A 17,732-nucleotide genomic window follows, 5' to 3' on the forward strand; every position below is an offset into this window, starting at 1 on the left:
TTTATGACAACAACTCAAGCTCCTATTCCTACATTTAATATTATTCAAAAAATAAGATTATTAAGTTTAGGGATTAATAAATGGCAAATACCTACATATACAACTAATTATGAATTATTCAAGCTATATGAGCTAGCTAAATCATTACCCAAAGAAGCAATAGCATTAGAAGTTGGATCATATATTGGGGCAAGTTCATTAATGATTGCTAAAGGACTAAAAGATAAATCAAAATTATTTTGTGTAGATACATGGAATAATGATGCTATGACTGAAGGGAATTGGGATTCATATCAAGAATTTTCAAAGAATATCAAAACAGTTGAGGATAAAATAATTACAATAAGAAATACAAGTGAACAAGCAGGAATTGATTTTAATAAAAATATTGATTTCATATTTATAGATGGAGATCATTCATATGAAGGAGTAAAAAAAGATATTGATATTTGGTTTCCAAAGTTAAAATCAAAAGGAATAATAATAATGCATGATATAGGATGGGCAGAAGGTGTTAATAAAGTAATAAATGAAAACATTCACCCGAATTTATCAAAATTTGAAAAATTACCAAATATGTATTGGGGATGGAAAAAATAATTAAATTATCTGTAATTATTCCAACAAAAAACAGGTGTTATCTTTTAAAAGAAACACTTGATTCAATAGTAGCACAAACATTTAATAAAGATAATTTTGAAGTAATTATTGTAGACAATGGATCCACAGACAAAACTAAAACAATATCTTTTGAATACACCAATAAATTACAAATAAATTATATATATGAACCAAGACCTGGCCTGCACGAAGGAAGACATGCCGGATTGAGAGCATCACTATCAGATATATTAGTATATGCAGATGATGATATTGTTGCCTTTCCTGAATGGCTTGAAACTATCTATAATCTTTTTCAAAAAGACGAAAATATAGTACTTGTAGGAGGAAAAAATTTACCAAAGTTTGAGAGTAATCCACCATTTTGGATATTAGAAAATTGGAATTCCATAACCAAACATGGACAAGTTTTAGGTGATTTAAGCATCATAGATTTAGGTGAATTTGAAAAAGAAGTTTCACCTTTTTATATTTTTGGTTGTAATTTTAGTGTAAGAAAAAATATAGTACTAGATGCTGGTGGTTTTAATCCAGATGGAATGCCTTTCGAATTAATTAGATTTAGAGGTAATGGAGAAACTCATATTTCAAAATATGTTGAAGATAAATGTCTTAAAGCATATTATCATCCATTAGCATCTGTATATCATTGGGTATCAAACGATAGGATGACGGAAGAATATTTCTACAAAAGAAGATATATGCAAGGTATTTCTGATGCATATAGTATTTTAAGATACAATGTAACAAAAGAGTCAAAAAAGAATAAATATTTGCATAAATTTAAACTATACTTGAAAATACTTTTAGGATTAGAACAAATAAAAATACTAAATGAAATTAATAACAATTTAAAGACAACAGATTTTGACAAAAATTTAGTAAAATATTATAATAAAGGGTATAACTATCTTATAAACTGTTATGCATCTAATCAAGAAATCAGAAATTGGATTAATAAAAAGAAATATATTTAATATAAGAATATTTTAGTCACAGGTGGAGCAGGTTTTATAGGTAGTTCATTAATAGACTCGTTGCTATTAGATAAAGAAAATTATATTTTATCAATTGATAATTATGATGATTTTTATGATATTGCTATTAAAAAAAGTAACCAAAAAAATCACTTTGAAAATCCTAATTTTAGGTTTATTCAAACAGATATAAGAAAAATTAATGATATAAAATTAGATAAAGAGATTGATTGTATTATTCACTTAGCAGCCAAAGCAGGAGTAAGACCAAGCATTGAGGATGCACATGAATATTTTGATACTAATATCAATGGAACGCTGGCAATGTTAGAATTTGCAAAAAAAAATAAAATCCAACAATTCATCTTTGCCTCATCAAGCAGTGTGTATGGAATTAATCAAAATATTCCATGGTCAGAAAATGAGACAGATATGCTTCCAATTAGTCCATATGCTTCTTCTAAATTAGCAGCAGAAAAGATAGGATTTACATATAGTTACTTATATAATATCCGTTTTATTGCGCTACGTTTTTTTACTGTTTATGGACCAAAACAAAGACCAGATTTAGCAATTCAAAAATTCTTTAATAAAATATTAAATAATCAACCTATAGAGATGTATGGTAGTGGAAATACTTTTAGAGATTATACTTATATTGATGATATAATACAAGGAATTATTGGTGCAATAAATTATAATAGAACAATGTACGAAGTCATTAATCTAGGTAATAATACTACTATAAACTTAGAAGAATTAATTTATCAAATTGGAAAGGTAACTCAATTATCTCCAAAGATAATTCAAGCAGAATATCAGGTAGGAGATGTACCTAAAACTTATGCAAATATAGAAAAAGGGAAAAAAATACTAAATTACAATCCTAAAATTGAGATACATGAAGGACTAATGAAACAATATGAATGGATAAAAAAAATAAAAGATGTTACAAAAGATAATTCATAATAATACACAATTAGCCATTATAATAAAATCTAACTATCACAATGAAAGTATAGAATTTTTTACTAATGATAATGATTCCCAACAATTGGGCTATATGAATAGGCCAAAAGATTATGTAATCCCTCCTCACAGACACAATATTGTTTCGAGAGAGGTACACTTAACTCAAGAAGTACTATTTATTAAAAATGGAAAAGTACGTATAGATTTTTATGACAACGAACAAAATTACGTAATTAGTACAATTTTAGATAAAGGAGATGTAATATTATTGGCAGATGGTGGCCACGGATTCAAGATGATAGAACAGTCTGAAATTATTGAAGTTAAACAAGGACCATATTGTGGTGAAAATGATAAAATAAGATTTTCCTCAATAAAAGATTATGAAGTTAAGTATAAATAAATGACTAATTTTAACAATTACAGCAAATATTATGATCTGTTATATAAAGATAAAGACTATAAAACAGAGGTAGATTACATAATAAAAAAGGTAGACAAATTTCGACCTAATTCAAAAAACATTCTTGAATTAGGTTGTGGAAGTGGTTCACATGCTAAGTATCTTTGTGAGAGCAATTTTTCAGTTTTTGGAATTGAAAGGAGCTTAGAAATGGTAACCTTAGCTAAACAAAAAAAAATACCAAATTTTAACCCAAATCATGGCGATATCACAAATTTCAAATCGGATCAAGTATTTGATGTAGCTATATCCCTATTTCATGTTATTTCTTACCTAACACAGAATAATGATATAATTAAATGCATGAAAAATGTATTCAATCATCTTCAATCTAATGGTATTTTTATCTTTGATGTATGGTATGCACCAGCAGTCTACAATCAAAAACCTGAAACACGTGTAAAGCGTATTGAAAATGAAGAAATAAAGATTATTAGGATTGCAGAATCTATCCATGAAACAGAAAATAACTTAGTTGAGGTCAACTTTGAAGTTAATATAATAGATAAATCAACAAATATTACTAATACAATATTTGAGAAACATCCAATGCGATATTACTCAATTCCAGAAATTAAAATGATTTCAGAACTAATAGGATTTGAAGTAGTACTGACAGAAGAATATCTAACAGAGAATAAACCATCAGAAAATACATGGGGAGTTTGTTTTATTCTTAAAAAAAGACAATTATGATACCTGTAAATACTCCACTCTTAAACGGAAATGAATTAAAATACGTAACTGAATGTATTGAAACAGGCTGGATATCATCTGAAGGCCCTTTTATTACAAAATTCGAAGCAGAAATGGCTTTATATGTAGATAGAAATTATGGGATCGCTGTATCTAATGGTTCGGCTGCGCTTGATATTGCAATTAAGGCACTTGGGTTAGGGAAAGATGATGAAGTTATAATGCCTACATTTACAATTATATCTCCAGCTCAATCTGTTGTTTCTGCAGGTGCTATTCCTGTATTAATTGACAGCTGTGAAGACACCTGGAACATGGATGTTACTCAAATAGAACAGAAAATAACACATAAGACTAAAGCTATCATAGTTGTACATATTTATGGATTGCCAGTAGATATGGATCCAGTTATTGATTTATGTAAGAAATATAATCTCTATTTAATTGAAGACGCTGCAGAAATGCACGGACAAACATATAAAGGGAAAAAATGCGGTTGTTTTGGAGATATTAGTATTTTTAGTTTCTATCCAAACAAACATATTACTACCGGCGAAGGAGGAATGTTAGTTACGAATAATAAAGAATTAGCAGATAAATGTAAGTACTATAGAAACTTATGTTTTGAAATAAATGGTAGACGATTTGTTCACCACGAAATTGGATGGAATTATAGAATGACCAACTTGCAAGCAGCATTAGGTTTAGCACAACTAGAAAAAATAAATTATCATATTATTAGAAAAAGAGAAATCGGAAATAAATATCTCGAAGGATTGAAAGAATTAAAAGGATTCCAATTGCCACTGTCCAATACAACCTATGCTGATAATATCTTTTGGGTATTTGGATTGGTTGCAGATTCCGAAGAAATGAAAAACCAGATTGTAAAAAAACTCAATGATGCAGGAATTGGAACAAGACCCTTCTTTTGGTGTATGCATGAGCAACCAGTATTTTTAAAGATGGGTCTTTTGAAAAATGAGTGTTACCCAGTTGCTGAGAAATTAGCACGAAATGGATTTTATTTACCAAGTGGATTAGGCTTACAAAATACTGAAATAGATTTTGTGACAAAAATTATAAATACTTAGAATGAACATTGGCATTTTCATAAAAAGTAACAATAATAAATTAACTGGTGGTGGTTATTCTTATGAAAATAAGTTAGTTGAACTGATTGATAAATATAAATTCAATGACTGTGTTAATATTTATTTTATCATAGATAAAAACTCATTAGCTAACAAATTTCAAAAAAAGTGTATTGGAATTGACTATCATAAAATATATAATTCTTATTGGACAATCAAAAAGAGAATTATTAGAAGAATTTTTTCGTTAGATATTTTTAATAAAATTGGCATCAATAATTTTGCAATTACTGAGTATGATAATTATTATAAAAATGAAATTAATAAAATTTTACTTAATAATGATATAAATACAATTTATTTTATTACACCTGGATCGGAAGACTATGGTGTTCCATATATATCAACTCATTGGGATTTAGGACATGTGTCGATGTATGCATTTCCAGAAGTAACAGCAAATAATAAATTTGAAAATAGAGAAAGATACCATAGGGTTAATTTAAGAAAATCACTTGCTATAATTACAGAAAGTAAAAAAAGTATTGATGAACTTATAAGATATGAAAACATAAATCCAGAAAGAATTTGGGAAATGCCCATGTTTCCAAGCAATGTTGTAGAATTGAAAATTGATAATAGATTAATTAATGATGTTTTAAATAATTATAATCTTATCAAAGATAGATTCTTTTTTTACCCTGCACAATTTTGGGCTCACAAAAATCACTATACATTAATTGTTGCATTTAGTGAATTCCTAAAAGATAAAAATAATGCTGATTTCAAATTGATTCTATCTGGTTCCGATGCTGGAGGAAATCTTTCATATATAAAGGATGTTGTAAGTAATCTTGGTCTAAATAATAGAGTTATTTTTACAGGATTTGTAGATGATATATCAATCTATGCATTTTATAAATCGGCGGCAGCATTAATAATGCCAACATTACTTGGGCCAACGAATATGCCTTTATTAGAAGCATATTACATTGGATGTCCTGTAATTTGTTCAGATTTAGAAGGTCATCGAGAAATATTAGAAAATAATGCATTGTATTTTAATCCATTATCTTGGCAAGAAATTCTTAAAAAGATGAAGACAATTTTAGTTGAAAGCGAAAGATATAAATATAATGAACAATCGCATGAAAAATTTAACAATACTATGAAGTTGCTGGATAATATTTTATATGAGATACAAAAAGTTAGAAGATTATTTAAATAATAACATTAAATGGTTGTTAAACTAACATTTCCAACATCTTGGCACAAAACAGACTTGTGGAGTAACTTCTTAGCTCAAAGTCTAAATTCTTCTGGAGTATGGGGAAATATGAAATACGAGATTAATAATGAAACTGATAACTGCGATTTTTGGATAGTAATCGGAAATCTAAATAAAAAAGAAAGTGCATTCGTAAGGTATGAAACGATTTTCATTCCAAGTGAAGAAAGAGAAAGCATTCCAAACTATTCTAATAAATTTTTATCTCAATTTAATAAAATTGCAACCTCAAGAGAAGATATGTTATCAAAATTTAGTAATACTTATAAAATACAATATATTTGTCCTTGGCAGTTACAAAAAACTTATGATGAATTAATCATTACACCTCCAATCCAAAAACAAAAAACTATCTCAGCTATCATTTCAAATCTTTACATATCAGAACTTCATAAAAAAAGATTTATATTACTAAATAAGTTACAAGGACATTTTAAAGATAAACTAGATTGGTATGGAAGAGGAAATATTTATATAAAAGATAAAACGGAAGGACTTTATCCATATAAATATTCAATTGCAATTGAAAATTCTATATATAATGATTATTGGACTGAGAAAATAGCAGATTGTTTTCTTTCATACACAATGCCAATTTATTTTGGGTGTCCAAATATCACTGATTACTTTGATCATAAATCTATGATTCTGTTAAATGATATTGATGATTATAAAGAAATAATTCATACAATAGAAAGTGCAATTGATAATAAATATTATGAACATAATATTCAGTACATTATCGATTCAAGAGAAAAAGTATTGCACCAATATCAGCTGTTTCCAGTATTAAATAAACTTATTCAAAATATCCAATATCAATTAAATAAAAAAGTCACGATTTTACCAATTCAAGAATTTACAAATGAAAAATTGATTATTAGTACACTTAAAAAAATATATCAAAGAATTAAATAACCCAACAATGGCATTAATATATAGAATAAAAAAATTACTAGGTTTCGATATTAATCAGCTTGATGTAGAAATTCATAAAAAGCAAAGTGAAAAAGTTATAACAGATTATTTGAATAATAACTCAGAAAAGAAACTACAAATTGGAGCACAAGGTTCACCAATGCAAGGTTGGCTAAATGTTGATATCTTACCCAAAACGAAAGATACTGCATACATGGATGCAACAAAGAAGTTTCCTATTCAGGATAATACTTTTGATTTCATCTTTGCAGAGCATATGATTGAACATATTACTTTTGATGAAGCAAAATTAATGTTGAATGAATGTTTTAGAACACTCAAACCGAATGGCGTTATTAGATTAGCAACACCTAATCTTGATAATCTCGCGTTATTATTATCAGATCCAACAAAAAAAGAACATCTAGAATATATACAATTTTATGTTGAGAAGTTTTATGGCAAAGAATATCCAAATATACCTGCATTACAAATAAATAAAATATTTTATGCATTTCATCATCGCTTTATTCACAATTTTGAATCTTTAGAATATCTCTTAATGTCTGCAAAATTTAATAAAATAAAAAAGTGTCAAGTATATAAGAGCGAAAATGAAGCATTAAAGAATATAGAAAAACACGCTAATATGATGGGCGAAACAAATAATTTGATTGAAACTTTTGTAGTAGAAGCAACTAAATAATTATGCCAGAAGTATCTATCATTATTCCAGTCTATAATACTGAAAAATATATTGGTAAAGCAATCGAATCTGTGCTTATTCAAAAATTTACAGACTTTGAATTAATATTAGTAGATGATGCATCAACAGACAATACTTATTCAATATGTAAAGAGTATGCTATAAAAGATAAAAGAATCCAGTTATATAAAAATGAGAAAAACCTAGGAATGATGCCTAATTGGAATCAAGCATTAAAATATATTACTGGCAAATATTGGGCAAAACTAGATGCAGATGATTGGTGGGAAGAAAATTTTATTCAAGACTGTTATAATATTATATCTAATCAGGATAATATAGGAATGGTTTGTGGAAGATACATTTATATTGATGAAAATGATAATATTATTCCAAATACAGAATATCAGTTACCAAATGAATTTAAAAATAAAAGCACAGATTTTATTTGGAGAGTAAAGCAAGGCAATGGTTTATTTAATCCTGCACTTGCACAACAAGGCAATGGGTTAATCAGAACAGAAATAATTCAAAAATTTGGAACATATACATTATTACCAGCAGGTGATACAGAGTTTTATTTTAGAATTGGTGCGCATTACAATATCTATTTTTTAGATAAATTGTATCATTATCATAGAATATGGAGTCAAAATTTTACTAGAACTCAAGTCATATTTTCAGGTAAAGCAGAAAAAAATCTATATGATGTTAAACAAGCAATATTCGACTATTACTACAAAAATAAGAAGATAAACATGGAAGAATATTCTTTATTTATAAAGGAAAATAATTATGAATACAATAAAACAAAAATTGCAATATTTAGAAAAGAAATGAACTACAAACAATTTTTAAAAAGCTTATCTGAAAATTTCATACAATTTCCATTTAAGACAATTATTTTCTATCTTAGTAGAATATTTAATAAATGATAGTGACGGAATTTTTACCTTGCAGAGATAATGAGTATAAACTAAATATTGAAAAATAACCTTTTGTTGTTTATAATTGTACGTGTATATGAAGACTATACTATTTTATAATCTATATTGTGTCAATAATTGGCTATACATAACAAAAGATATCTTTCAGTATATTCCTCAAGATGATGTAGTAGTAAATATTAATTTTGATATAAAAACATTTTATCGCGCCATCTTTGCCTATATGTTTTTTTTAAAACAGAAAAAAGTAAAAAAGATTCTCATTACAGTAAATAGTAGAACTTTGGGAGAAGTTAAAGGATTACAAAAATTTAGAAAACAATTTAATTTGGATAAATATAATATACTAACATACGCTCATGCAAAAGGTGTAACAAAACCTAATCACAAAGGTGTTGCTGATTGGAGAGAAGTAATGAGATACTTTATATTTGATAGATTTGAAGATACTATAGGTGCATTCAAAGACGGGTATTATTTATATGGAGCTATGTTGTCACAAAATAAAGTTAATGGGGAAATTGTAAATCAAGAAAAACTAGGCGTTTCGCATTGGTATAGAGGAACTTTTGTTAGTGTAAACTTATCCTATTTAAGAAATGAGTTTAAAAATAAACCAATACAGCAAAATTATTTAGGTAGTGAAGCCTTTTTTGGTTCGCTATGTAATTTTGAAAAATGTTATAATGCACATTCCATAGAAATGTCATTATATCAAAATGAATATCCAGAAAATTTATATAAAAAAAATAAAAATTATGTATAAAAGAATTAGAAATTATTTAAGAAATAGAACAATTATTGATTATGTACCTGAAATAATTGAAGAGCCAGAGTTTAAATTATTAGAAATCTCGTCTGCATGGAAAGGACATGATTTAATAATAAGAGATTTAATTACTAGATTTAACCTTAAAACAGAAAATTGCTTAGAGTTTGGTGTTGAGTTTGGATTTTCAACGGTAGCTTTATCAAGTTATTTTGATAAAGTTATTGGCGTAGATTTATTTACTGGAGACATACATACTAGCAATAAGAAGTATCATTATGAAGATACAGTAAACCGATTGGCTCCTTTTAAAAATATTAATCTAATTAGAGCAGATTATAAAGAATATATAAAAAATGATACTCAACATTATAATCTTATTCATGTTGATATTGTACACACATACAAAGATACTTACGACTGTGGATTATGGAGTGCTGAGCATAGTGATTGCACTATTTTTCATGATACCGAATCATTCTCAGATGTTAGAGATGCAGTATATGATATTGCAAAAAAAACAGGAAAGAAATTCTATAATTATAAAAAACACTATGGTCTAGGTATAATTGTTTAATAATATGATAAAAGTAGGATTTTGTGTAGCATATGATTGGGAGTTTCTAAAACATTCTTTACCACGTGTATATAAAGAGGCAGATATTATTTGTCTAGCCATTGACAAAGACAGACATTCATGGAAGTGCAATCCATATGAAATTGACAATGATGCTTTTTATAAATTTGTAAAAGATGTTGATACACAAAATAAAATTGATATTTATGAAGATGATTTCTCATTGCCAGAATTAAATTCAAGAGAAAACTGCAATAGGCATAGAACTATGATTGCAGAAAGAATGGGTCAAGGTGGCTGGCATATACAAATAGATAGCGATGAATATTTTCTAGATTTTCCGAAGTTTGTAGAGGATTTGAAAAGAATATACGAAAACCCAATTGGGAATGAGCACCCAATAAATGTTTCTTGCCCTTTCATACCACTCTTTAAAAGAACAAAGAATGGATATTTGCTTATAGATTTTGAAGAAAAATTGCCAGAAATAATACCAATGGCAACAAATAAACCAAACTATTTACGTGCAAGACAGAATGATTACTTTAACCATTATACTACAAACTACGTAATTCATGATACTTGGTCCAGATCTGATGAAGAAATGAAATATAAAGTGGATAATTGGGGTCATTCATCTGAAGAACTTGAGAAGAATGAAATGCGATTAAGTTATTTTTTATTATGGAGATCAATAAATGAATATAATTTTAAATATATAAAAAATTTTCATCCAGCAAAACCAGAAGTTTGGCCAACACTAAAATATATTAAATCCAAAGATATAAATGAATTAATAAATATTATAGAGGAACCTATTTTCCCGCTAACACCATTTCAGCTTACTCTAAAAAACTCAATTACTTATTCTAGAATTTCTAAGCTATTTCCTTTTCTACAAATAAAATAAATGGATATTTCAATAGTCATTATCAACTATAATACTTTTGATTTAACTACAAAGTGCATTGAAAGTTTGTATCAATATAATAATGGATTTGAGTATGAAATTATTTTAGTAGATAACGCTTCTATTGAATGCGATGCAAATTTGTTCAAAGAGAAATTCCCAAATATTAAATTGATTAAATCTAAAGAAAATTTAGGATTTGCAGGTGGAAATAATCTGGGCATTTCTCATGCAATTGGAGAATATATTTTGTTATTAAATAGTGATACAGAATTAATTGAGAATAGCATTAAAACAAGTTTGGATTTTTATAAATCTCAAAATAATATTGGAGCACTATCATGTAAGTTAATTTTCCCAGATGGTAAATATCAATCTGTTGCACAAAGATTCCCTTCGATAAAGTATAAATTAATTGAATTATTTAGAATTCAAAAATTTATGTCCAAACAAAAAGCAGGCAAACTATTGTTGGGTTCATTCTTTGATCACAATGAGACTGTAGAAGTAGATTGGGTTTGGGGTGCATTTTTTATGTTTAAGAAAAGCCTTTTAAATGAATTGCCCAGTAATAAATTGAATGATGAGTATTTTATGTATTGGGAAGATGTACAATGGTGTTACAATTTTGTACAATTAGGATATAAAAATTACTATCTTGCAACAACAAAAATAGTACATAAAATGGGAGGCAGTGCAGGAAAGAAAAATATTCTGATGGAGAAGAATGAACAAAACTTTTATCAAAAAAATTTCAATAATTTTAAAATAATGATGATTAATAAATTAGATGAATGGCTGAAGATATAAATCTAAGTATAATAATTCCAACAAAAAATCGTCCTGAGATACTAAAACAAACTTTAGAGCAGATTCTTATTGCTATTGAAAATACAAACATTACTGTATTTGTAATTAATGATGGAAATTCACTTACTAATAAAATTATATCTACACAAATTGAATATCATAAAAATCCAAAAAATGGTGTTTCTGTAGCAAGAAATTATGGAGCTTCATTGGCAAAAACAGAATGGCTTCTATTCTTAGACGATGATATGTGGATTACTGAACAAACTATAGATGCATTTAATATCGTAATGAATCAAGATGACAATAACTCAGTTTATTGTCTAAATTGGGAATATCCAAAGCAACTTAATATACAACTTAAAAAGAGCAAAATAGGCAGATATATATTAAATGCAGATTATAATACAATGAAAGGTAGAATTTCAAAGAAATTGATTTGGAATAATACATTTGAAAAGATTAGTGGTATTGGTAGTGGTTCTCTACTAATAAGTAAATCAATATTTAATAAAATAAATGGATACAACGAATCTATTATATTTCAAGGAGAGGATATTGATTTATCTAATAAGCTAAAAAAATGTAATATTGAATTAAAAGCATATACACCAGTTACTTGCTTTCATAATCAACAAGATAGGGTTGATATTAATGGTTATTTAGATAGAGAGTACAGAGGGTATATAAGTCAGAAATATGCTGAAAAAGAAGGAATTATTGAAATTTCTAAGGCAAAATCTACAGCTAAAGATATAATATATAACTCTTTCGTTCCTTTCGAAAAAATATTAATATTATTATATAAGTTGCTTCCAAATATTACTTCCATAGATTTTATCACATTTCGTTTAATTGGTATTTTGTCTTCAATTCAAAAAATTAAAGCATATAAGTAAACCTGTACGGTTTTTATATTTATGAAATGGTAAAATATTAGTATCTTTATGACTGTACTTATTAAAATTAACATATAATCATATAGAACACATTGTAAATACTCAATCATTATAGTTGTCAGATGATTCCATTTAATAAACCATATTTTACAGGTAAAGAAACTAAATATATTGAAGAAGCAGTTGCAAAAGGTAAAATTTCAGGAGATGGTTTTTTTACAAAAAAATGTCATGAATATTTTGAAAACAAATACGGATTTAAGAAATGCTTACTTACCACATCATGTACGGATGCATTAGAAATGGCTGCAATACTATTGAATATTAAAGATGGCGATGAAGTGATAGCACCATCTTATACCTTCGTTAGTACTGTAAATGCATTTGTACTTAGAGGAGCAAAAATTATATTCGCAGATTCACATTCAGATAATCCAAATATAGATGAAGATCAGATTGAACAACTGATTTCGCCTAAAACCAAAGCAATAATTGTAGTACACTATGCAGGAATTGCTTGCAATATGGACAAGATAATGGACATTGCCAAGAAAAATAATTTATTTATTGTAGAAGATGCTGCTCAAGCCATAGATAGTTTTTATACAAACAAATTAGGTAAAAAAATACCATTAGGTAGCATAGGACATTTAGGTACATTTTCTTTTCATGAAACAAAAAATATTATTTCAGGAGAAGGTGGAATGCTTGTAATAAATGATGAACAATTTATTGAGAGAGCAGAAATTATTAGAGAGAAAGGAACAAATCGAACAAAATTCTTTAGAGGTGAAGTAGATAAATATAGTTGGGTCGATATGGGAAGTTCATTTCTTCCTTCAGAAATTATAGCAGCATTTTTATATGCACAATTAGAAAACTTAGATGATATACAAAATAGAAGAAAAGAAATTTGGAATTATTATTATGGGATATTAAAACCATTAGAAGAAAAAGGAATTATACAATTACCAATTATTCCTGACTTTGCAACGAACAATGCACATATGTTTTATTTTATATGCAAGAATTTAGAAGAAAGAACAGCATTAATTAATTATTTAAAAGAAAATAATATTTGGGCAGTATTTCATTATCTATCCTTACATGAATCAGAGTTTTATAAGAAAGAGTGTCAAGGTAGCGCACTTCCCAATGCAAATAAATACACAGATTGCTTAATAAGATTGCCATTTTTCTACGAATTAAAAAATGAACAAATAGATTATATTACAAGGAAAATTTTTGATTTTTATGGAATTGATTTTATTTTCTAAATATTATATAAATATAATTATAGCACTATTCTTATTTTACTTAATAGGAACTATTGTATTTAAAATATTGAGAATAAATTCTAAATATGATATTGAAGATACTTTCTTTAAGACTATCATAGGGATAATTATTATAATATTTTTAGTTGCAACAATAAAGACAAAAGGTAAAACAATAATGATTTTTCTAATTATTCCAGTTTGCGTGCTATTAAATGACCTAAAATCTAATAGTATACAACAAAATAAAGATTTGATTGTAAAGAAAAATATTTTCTCACAAGTATTGCTTATATTATTAGGCTCATTGTTTATTTTGTCTGTATTCTTTTATAAATACTACAATACACCTTATTATGTTTTACCACATATAGATTATATACAATATTCAAAATTATCTGCTTTTATTTGGAATACAACAATTGAGAATTTTAACATAGACTATATTAACACTAAGACAGCTGGAGTAGCACCATATCATTATTTTGAAATATGGTTGAATGCAATCTTAGCAAAAATATTTAATCAAGCAGAGCTTACACAATTAATTTTTGGAACATATCCACTTGGTATAGTTTTAGTATATATGGGAATATTAGTTATCGCAAGTCGCATTCTCAATCCTAAGTTTATAATAAATCTGTCACTTTTGTTGCTTTTATTCATCTCAGGCATATACTTATCTTTGTACGATAGGATTGATTTTCTAAAAGCATCAAGTACATTTTGTTTATATATCTTTAGCAATACCAAGGTTTTTACAATCTATTTATTTATTATTTTTATAATAATAGGATTCTTAAAAGATAATAACAATAAAATTATTTTATCTGGAGTACTCTTTCTATCTATTTGTTATAGCACAACCTTACCAATAATTTATGCAACTACTTTTATCTTCTATTCACTTATTTTCTTTTTTAATGAAAAAAACAATAAATATATTTATATAAATTTAATATTAATTATAAACACAATTCTAATTTATATTTTCTATCATTTCCTTTCAGATAAAAATATTAGTCAATTAAGTGTCCTTGACACTAATATATTTGACACTAAATATATTAGAACACTAATAAATATAATAATAGGTGGTATTATTCAAACAGCTGTTGTCTTTTTACCGTTACTAATAATAAATACAATAGGATTAAGGACATTATTCAAACGTTATAATAAGTTAGTTTTATTTAGTCTATTACTTCTTGCTATCAGTGTTTTATCTTGGGCAGTTTTGCATAAAATGGATAATTCTGTACAATTATATTCAAATATAATATTGCCATTGATAATTGCTATAGTTATTATTTTCTATCTGACAATACTTAAAGATGGGATACCATTGCAAAAATATATTTATACATTAGTTCTGCTCATAATTATAATATTTAATTTTTCACAAACTATAACTGGAAAAAATGAAAATAATTATCAAGCTAATTATATAAAAAGTACTATTGAATCAATTATAGATAAAAATACTAATGGAGTATTCCTTTATTCAAAACAGAACTATAATAGCTATTTTAAAAAAATATCTAACTATTATACTCCAGGATTATACTTAGCATATTTGAGTAGTAAATATCAACCAATTTCTTTATCTGTTTTTGATATTCCTTTAGATAAAAATAACGTTCTATATGATGCAGAGAAAAACTTAGTTGAAACGAGTATATTCTATAGATATGTTTTAACTCAAAAACAAAATAATAAATTTGTAAATATTGAGCAATCACAAATAGACTTTATTAATGAATACAATATTCAATATCTAATTACAACTAAAGATGTAGTATTAAGTAATCAATTAAATCAACTTATAAATAAAAAATTTGTAGATTCAAAATCAGGCGAACGATTCTATATTCTAAAATTAAACAATGAAAAAAATAAATCAATTTTATAATAAAATATATAATTTACATTTGTTTTGTAATGCTTAAAATTTTCAACTATAGAATGGAAGAATAAAGAATTTATTAATAATATTAAAGATATCGAAAAAATATAATTTGAAAATATTAATCACAGGCATATCAGGCTTCTTAGGTAGATATCTTATAAAAAAACTATCAAAATATGAATTGGTAGGTATCGATATTAATGATGAAATTATAGATAATGTCATAGTGCATTCCTCAGAGAGAATTAATGATATAGACTTTAATCCTGATTTTATTATTATGGTACACGCCGCTGTTGCTTCAGGAAATTATTCACCAACAACAGATATACTATTTAATGTTAATGTACAATTAACCAAAGTAATCATAGAAAAATTTAAAGATGCTAAAATTATTTATGTATCAACAGCATCTATTTATAAATTAGATGGAAATATTATCACAGAGAACTCACCAATTAAGCCAATATCAGAATATGCCATTTCTAAGTTGTGGGCAGAAAGTATAGTACTTCAAACCAAACAGGCTTGTATCTTAAGATTATCATCTATGTATGGTATTGGCATGAAAGAAAATACACTAATTCCAAACTATATTAATCAAGCAATTAATGATAGAAAAATAACTATTTGGGGCGATGGATCGAGGCAACAAAACTATATTTCTGTTGATGATGTTGCAACTTATATTACTAAAATCATTGATAATTTTGTTCATTGTACAAATAAAATATTATTAGCAGTATCTTTACATTCTTATTCAAATAAAGATATTGCAACAATAATTTCAATGATGGTTCCAACAGATATAATTTATGAACAAGAAGATAAATCTACGTCAATATATTATAACAATGAAAAAACAACAACTATATTGAATTGGAAACCAAGTAGTAATCTAAACGAAAAAATAGCTGAATATATAAAATGGAAACAATAATCGTTACAGGAATTGGTGGTAATGTTGGGCAAGGTGTACTTAGAAATATTAGAGATTCCTTTCCAGATATAAATATTATTGGAATAGATATTGCAACATTTACACCAGGAAACTATCTGTGTAATAAAACCTATAAAGTTCCATATGCTTATGATTTAAACTATGTTACAACAATTCAACAAATAGTTGAGACAGAAAAAGTAAATTTAATTATACCCACAACAGATTATGAAATTTATTATATTTCATTAAACCAACAAAAAATAAACTGTAAAGTAGCAGTAAGCAATGCAGATATTGCAAAGATATATTTAGATAAGTACGAAACTTACAAACATCATTTCTCTAATAATATTCCATTTGCAACAACATGGAGTATTCATGATTATAATAACCAAGCATCATCAATTATTGCAAAACCCAGAGAAGGTCGCGGCTCAAGAGGTGTTCTGAAAAACCCAAATAATTTAGAAGGATTAAGTGATGATTATATCATTCAACCATTAATTGAAGGTGTTGAGATTACAACAGCAGTTTATATTACTCAACAAAATAAAATACATGGTATTTTTACAATGGAAAGAGAATTGACAAACGGCACAACTTCGAAATCTAAAGTAACTACAATATATGATGAAGAACTGTTAAAGATTGTAAAGAAGATGGTTGCATTCAACAAATTAAGAGGTAGTTTTAATATACAAAGTATTGTTACAAACGATGGAGACATTATCCCATTTGAAATTAATTGCAGAATTTCTGGAACAAACTCAATAAGACATAAATTAGGATTTCAGGATGTAAAGTATACAATACAAGAATATTTATATAATGAAGAACCAGAGAAGCCAAATCCTATACAAGGAGTTGCAACACGAATCTTATTAGACATAATTTACCCAGATGCTACAAACGAAGAAAAACTAAATAACTCATCTTCAAAACATATAATATATTAA

The 17,732-nt window shown here is 26.6% G+C and carries 19 protein-coding genes; all 19 read left to right on the forward strand.

Features of this window, described 5'->3' with window-relative positions; translation table 11 throughout:
• Nucleotides 1-3: 3 nt before the first annotated feature.
• The 19 genes from IPK18_07155 (at nt 4) to IPK18_07245 (ending at nt 17,732) form a co-directional block, all read left to right on the forward strand.
• On the forward strand, nt 4-600 hold the full coding sequence (locus IPK18_07155; GenBank protein ID QQR96700.1) for a class I SAM-dependent methyltransferase: 597 nt from the start codon (nt 4-6) through the stop codon (nt 598-600).
• The gene (locus IPK18_07160) at nt 588-1,598 is read left to right on the forward strand and encodes a glycosyltransferase (protein ID QQR96701.1); all 1,011 of its coding nucleotides are present in this window, start codon (nt 588-590) and stop codon (nt 1,596-1,598) included. Before IPK18_07155 ends, IPK18_07160 begins: the two co-directional genes overlap by 13 nt.
• Nucleotides 1,599-1,607: 9 nt before the next feature.
• Nucleotides 1,608-2,567 (forward strand): GDP-mannose 4,6-dehydratase, encoded by a 960-nt coding sequence (locus IPK18_07165; protein ID QQR99310.1) that lies wholly within the window; start codon nt 1,608-1,610, stop codon nt 2,565-2,567.
• Nucleotides 2,545-2,973 (forward strand): hypothetical protein, encoded by a 429-nt coding sequence (locus IPK18_07170; GenBank protein QQR96702.1) that lies wholly within the window; start codon nt 2,545-2,547, stop codon nt 2,971-2,973. The genes IPK18_07165 and IPK18_07170 overlap by 23 nt, the downstream gene beginning before the upstream one ends.
• On the forward strand, nt 2,974-3,729 hold the full coding sequence (locus tag IPK18_07175; protein QQR96703.1) for a class I SAM-dependent methyltransferase: 756 nt from the start codon (nt 2,974-2,976) through the stop codon (nt 3,727-3,729).
• On the forward strand, nt 3,726-4,823 hold the full coding sequence (locus tag IPK18_07180; protein ID QQR96704.1) for a DegT/DnrJ/EryC1/StrS family aminotransferase: 1,098 nt from the start codon (nt 3,726-3,728) through the stop codon (nt 4,821-4,823). Before IPK18_07175 ends, IPK18_07180 begins: the two co-directional genes overlap by 4 nt.
• A gap of 1 nt (nt 4,824) precedes the next feature.
• Nucleotides 4,825-6,051, forward strand: a complete 1,227-nt coding sequence (locus tag IPK18_07185) for a glycosyltransferase family 4 protein (GenBank protein ID QQR96705.1) — start codon at nt 4,825-4,827, stop codon at nt 6,049-6,051.
• Nucleotides 6,052-6,060: 9 nt separating this feature from the next.
• On the forward strand, nt 6,061-7,029 hold the full coding sequence (locus IPK18_07190; GenBank protein QQR96706.1) for a hypothetical protein: 969 nt from the start codon (nt 6,061-6,063) through the stop codon (nt 7,027-7,029).
• 7 nt (nt 7,030-7,036) lie between these two features.
• A complete protein-coding gene (locus IPK18_07195; GenBank protein QQR96707.1) occupies nt 7,037-7,735 on the forward strand; it encodes a methyltransferase domain-containing protein in 699 nt (232 codons plus the stop codon).
• Nucleotides 7,736-7,737: 2 nt separating this feature from the next.
• Nucleotides 7,738-8,670 (forward strand): glycosyltransferase family 2 protein, encoded by a 933-nt coding sequence (locus IPK18_07200; GenBank protein ID QQR96708.1) that lies wholly within the window; start codon nt 7,738-7,740, stop codon nt 8,668-8,670.
• An 88-nt stretch (nt 8,671-8,758) separates the two neighbouring features.
• Nucleotides 8,759-9,448 carry a hypothetical protein gene (locus tag IPK18_07205; protein ID QQR96709.1) on the forward strand — a complete coding sequence of 230 codons (690 nt, stop codon included), beginning with the start codon at nt 8,759-8,761 and terminating at the stop codon, nt 9,446-9,448.
• Complete coding sequence (locus IPK18_07210; protein ID QQR96710.1) at nt 9,441-10,028, forward strand: class I SAM-dependent methyltransferase; 588 nt, start codon at nt 9,441-9,443, stop codon at nt 10,026-10,028. Before IPK18_07205 ends, IPK18_07210 begins: the two co-directional genes overlap by 8 nt.
• A gap of 4 nt (nt 10,029-10,032) precedes the next feature.
• Nucleotides 10,033-10,938, forward strand: a complete 906-nt coding sequence (locus tag IPK18_07215; protein QQR96711.1) for a hypothetical protein — start codon at nt 10,033-10,035, stop codon at nt 10,936-10,938.
• Nucleotides 10,939-11,748 (forward strand): glycosyltransferase family 2 protein, encoded by an 810-nt coding sequence (locus tag IPK18_07220; GenBank protein ID QQR96712.1) that lies wholly within the window; start codon nt 10,939-10,941, stop codon nt 11,746-11,748.
• Nucleotides 11,733-12,647 carry a glycosyltransferase family 2 protein gene (locus IPK18_07225; protein QQR96713.1) on the forward strand — a complete coding sequence of 305 codons (915 nt, stop codon included), beginning with the start codon at nt 11,733-11,735 and terminating at the stop codon, nt 12,645-12,647. The genes IPK18_07220 and IPK18_07225 overlap by 16 nt, the downstream gene beginning before the upstream one ends.
• Nucleotides 12,648-12,769: 122 nt before the next feature.
• Nucleotides 12,770-13,924, forward strand: coding sequence for a dTDP-4-amino-4,6-dideoxygalactose transaminase (gene rffA / locus IPK18_07230; GenBank protein ID QQR96714.1), 1,155 nt, complete (start codon nt 12,770-12,772; stop codon nt 13,922-13,924).
• A 67-nt stretch (nt 13,925-13,991) separates the two neighbouring features.
• Entirely contained in the window at nt 13,992-15,836 is a 1,845-nt protein-coding gene (locus tag IPK18_07235) for a hypothetical protein (GenBank protein ID QQR96715.1), read from the forward strand.
• A gap of 106 nt (nt 15,837-15,942) precedes the next feature.
• Nucleotides 15,943-16,773: an NAD(P)-dependent oxidoreductase gene (locus IPK18_07240; GenBank protein QQR96716.1), complete on the forward strand. Its 831-nt coding sequence runs from the start codon at nt 15,943-15,945 to the stop codon at nt 16,771-16,773.
• A complete protein-coding gene (locus IPK18_07245; GenBank protein QQR96717.1) occupies nt 16,761-17,732 on the forward strand; it encodes an ATP-grasp domain-containing protein in 972 nt (323 codons plus the stop codon). Before IPK18_07240 ends, IPK18_07245 begins: the two co-directional genes overlap by 13 nt.

It is taken from the genome of Sphingobacteriales bacterium, from assembly GCA_016699615.1.
GTDB lineage: Bacteria > Bacteroidota > Bacteroidia > Chitinophagales > JADIYW01 > JADJSS01.

What these genes read in the sequence shown, in the direction of transcription:
- IPK18_07155 (QQR96700.1), top strand. Translation starts at nt 4, where the DNA reads ATGACAACAACTCAAGCTCCTATTCCTACATTTAATATTATTCAAAAA.
- IPK18_07160 (QQR96701.1), top strand. Translation starts at nt 588, where the DNA reads ATGGAAAAAATAATTAAATTATCTGTAATTATTCCAACAAAAAACAGG.
- IPK18_07170 (QQR96702.1), top strand. Translation starts at nt 2,545, where the DNA reads ATGTTACAAAAGATAATTCATAATAATACACAATTAGCCATTATAATA.
- IPK18_07175 (QQR96703.1), top strand. Translation starts at nt 2,974, where the DNA reads ATGACTAATTTTAACAATTACAGCAAATATTATGATCTGTTATATAAA.
- IPK18_07180 (QQR96704.1), top strand. Translation starts at nt 3,726, where the DNA reads ATGATACCTGTAAATACTCCACTCTTAAACGGAAATGAATTAAAATAC.
- IPK18_07185 (QQR96705.1), top strand. Translation starts at nt 4,825, where the DNA reads ATGAACATTGGCATTTTCATAAAAAGTAACAATAATAAATTAACTGGT.
- IPK18_07190 (QQR96706.1), top strand. Translation starts at nt 6,061, where the DNA reads ATGGTTGTTAAACTAACATTTCCAACATCTTGGCACAAAACAGACTTG.
- IPK18_07195 (QQR96707.1), top strand. Translation starts at nt 7,037, where the DNA reads ATGGCATTAATATATAGAATAAAAAAATTACTAGGTTTCGATATTAAT.
- IPK18_07200 (QQR96708.1), top strand. Translation starts at nt 7,738, where the DNA reads ATGCCAGAAGTATCTATCATTATTCCAGTCTATAATACTGAAAAATAT.
- IPK18_07205 (QQR96709.1), top strand. Translation starts at nt 8,759, where the DNA reads ATGAAGACTATACTATTTTATAATCTATATTGTGTCAATAATTGGCTA.
- IPK18_07210 (QQR96710.1), top strand. Translation starts at nt 9,441, where the DNA reads ATGTATAAAAGAATTAGAAATTATTTAAGAAATAGAACAATTATTGAT.
- IPK18_07215 (QQR96711.1), top strand. Translation starts at nt 10,033, where the DNA reads ATGATAAAAGTAGGATTTTGTGTAGCATATGATTGGGAGTTTCTAAAA.
- IPK18_07220 (QQR96712.1), top strand. Translation starts at nt 10,939, where the DNA reads ATGGATATTTCAATAGTCATTATCAACTATAATACTTTTGATTTAACT.
- IPK18_07225 (QQR96713.1), top strand. Translation starts at nt 11,733, where the DNA reads ATGGCTGAAGATATAAATCTAAGTATAATAATTCCAACAAAAAATCGT.
- rffA (QQR96714.1), top strand. Translation starts at nt 12,770, where the DNA reads ATGATTCCATTTAATAAACCATATTTTACAGGTAAAGAAACTAAATAT.
- IPK18_07245 (QQR96717.1), top strand. Translation starts at nt 16,761, where the DNA reads ATGGAAACAATAATCGTTACAGGAATTGGTGGTAATGTTGGGCAAGGT.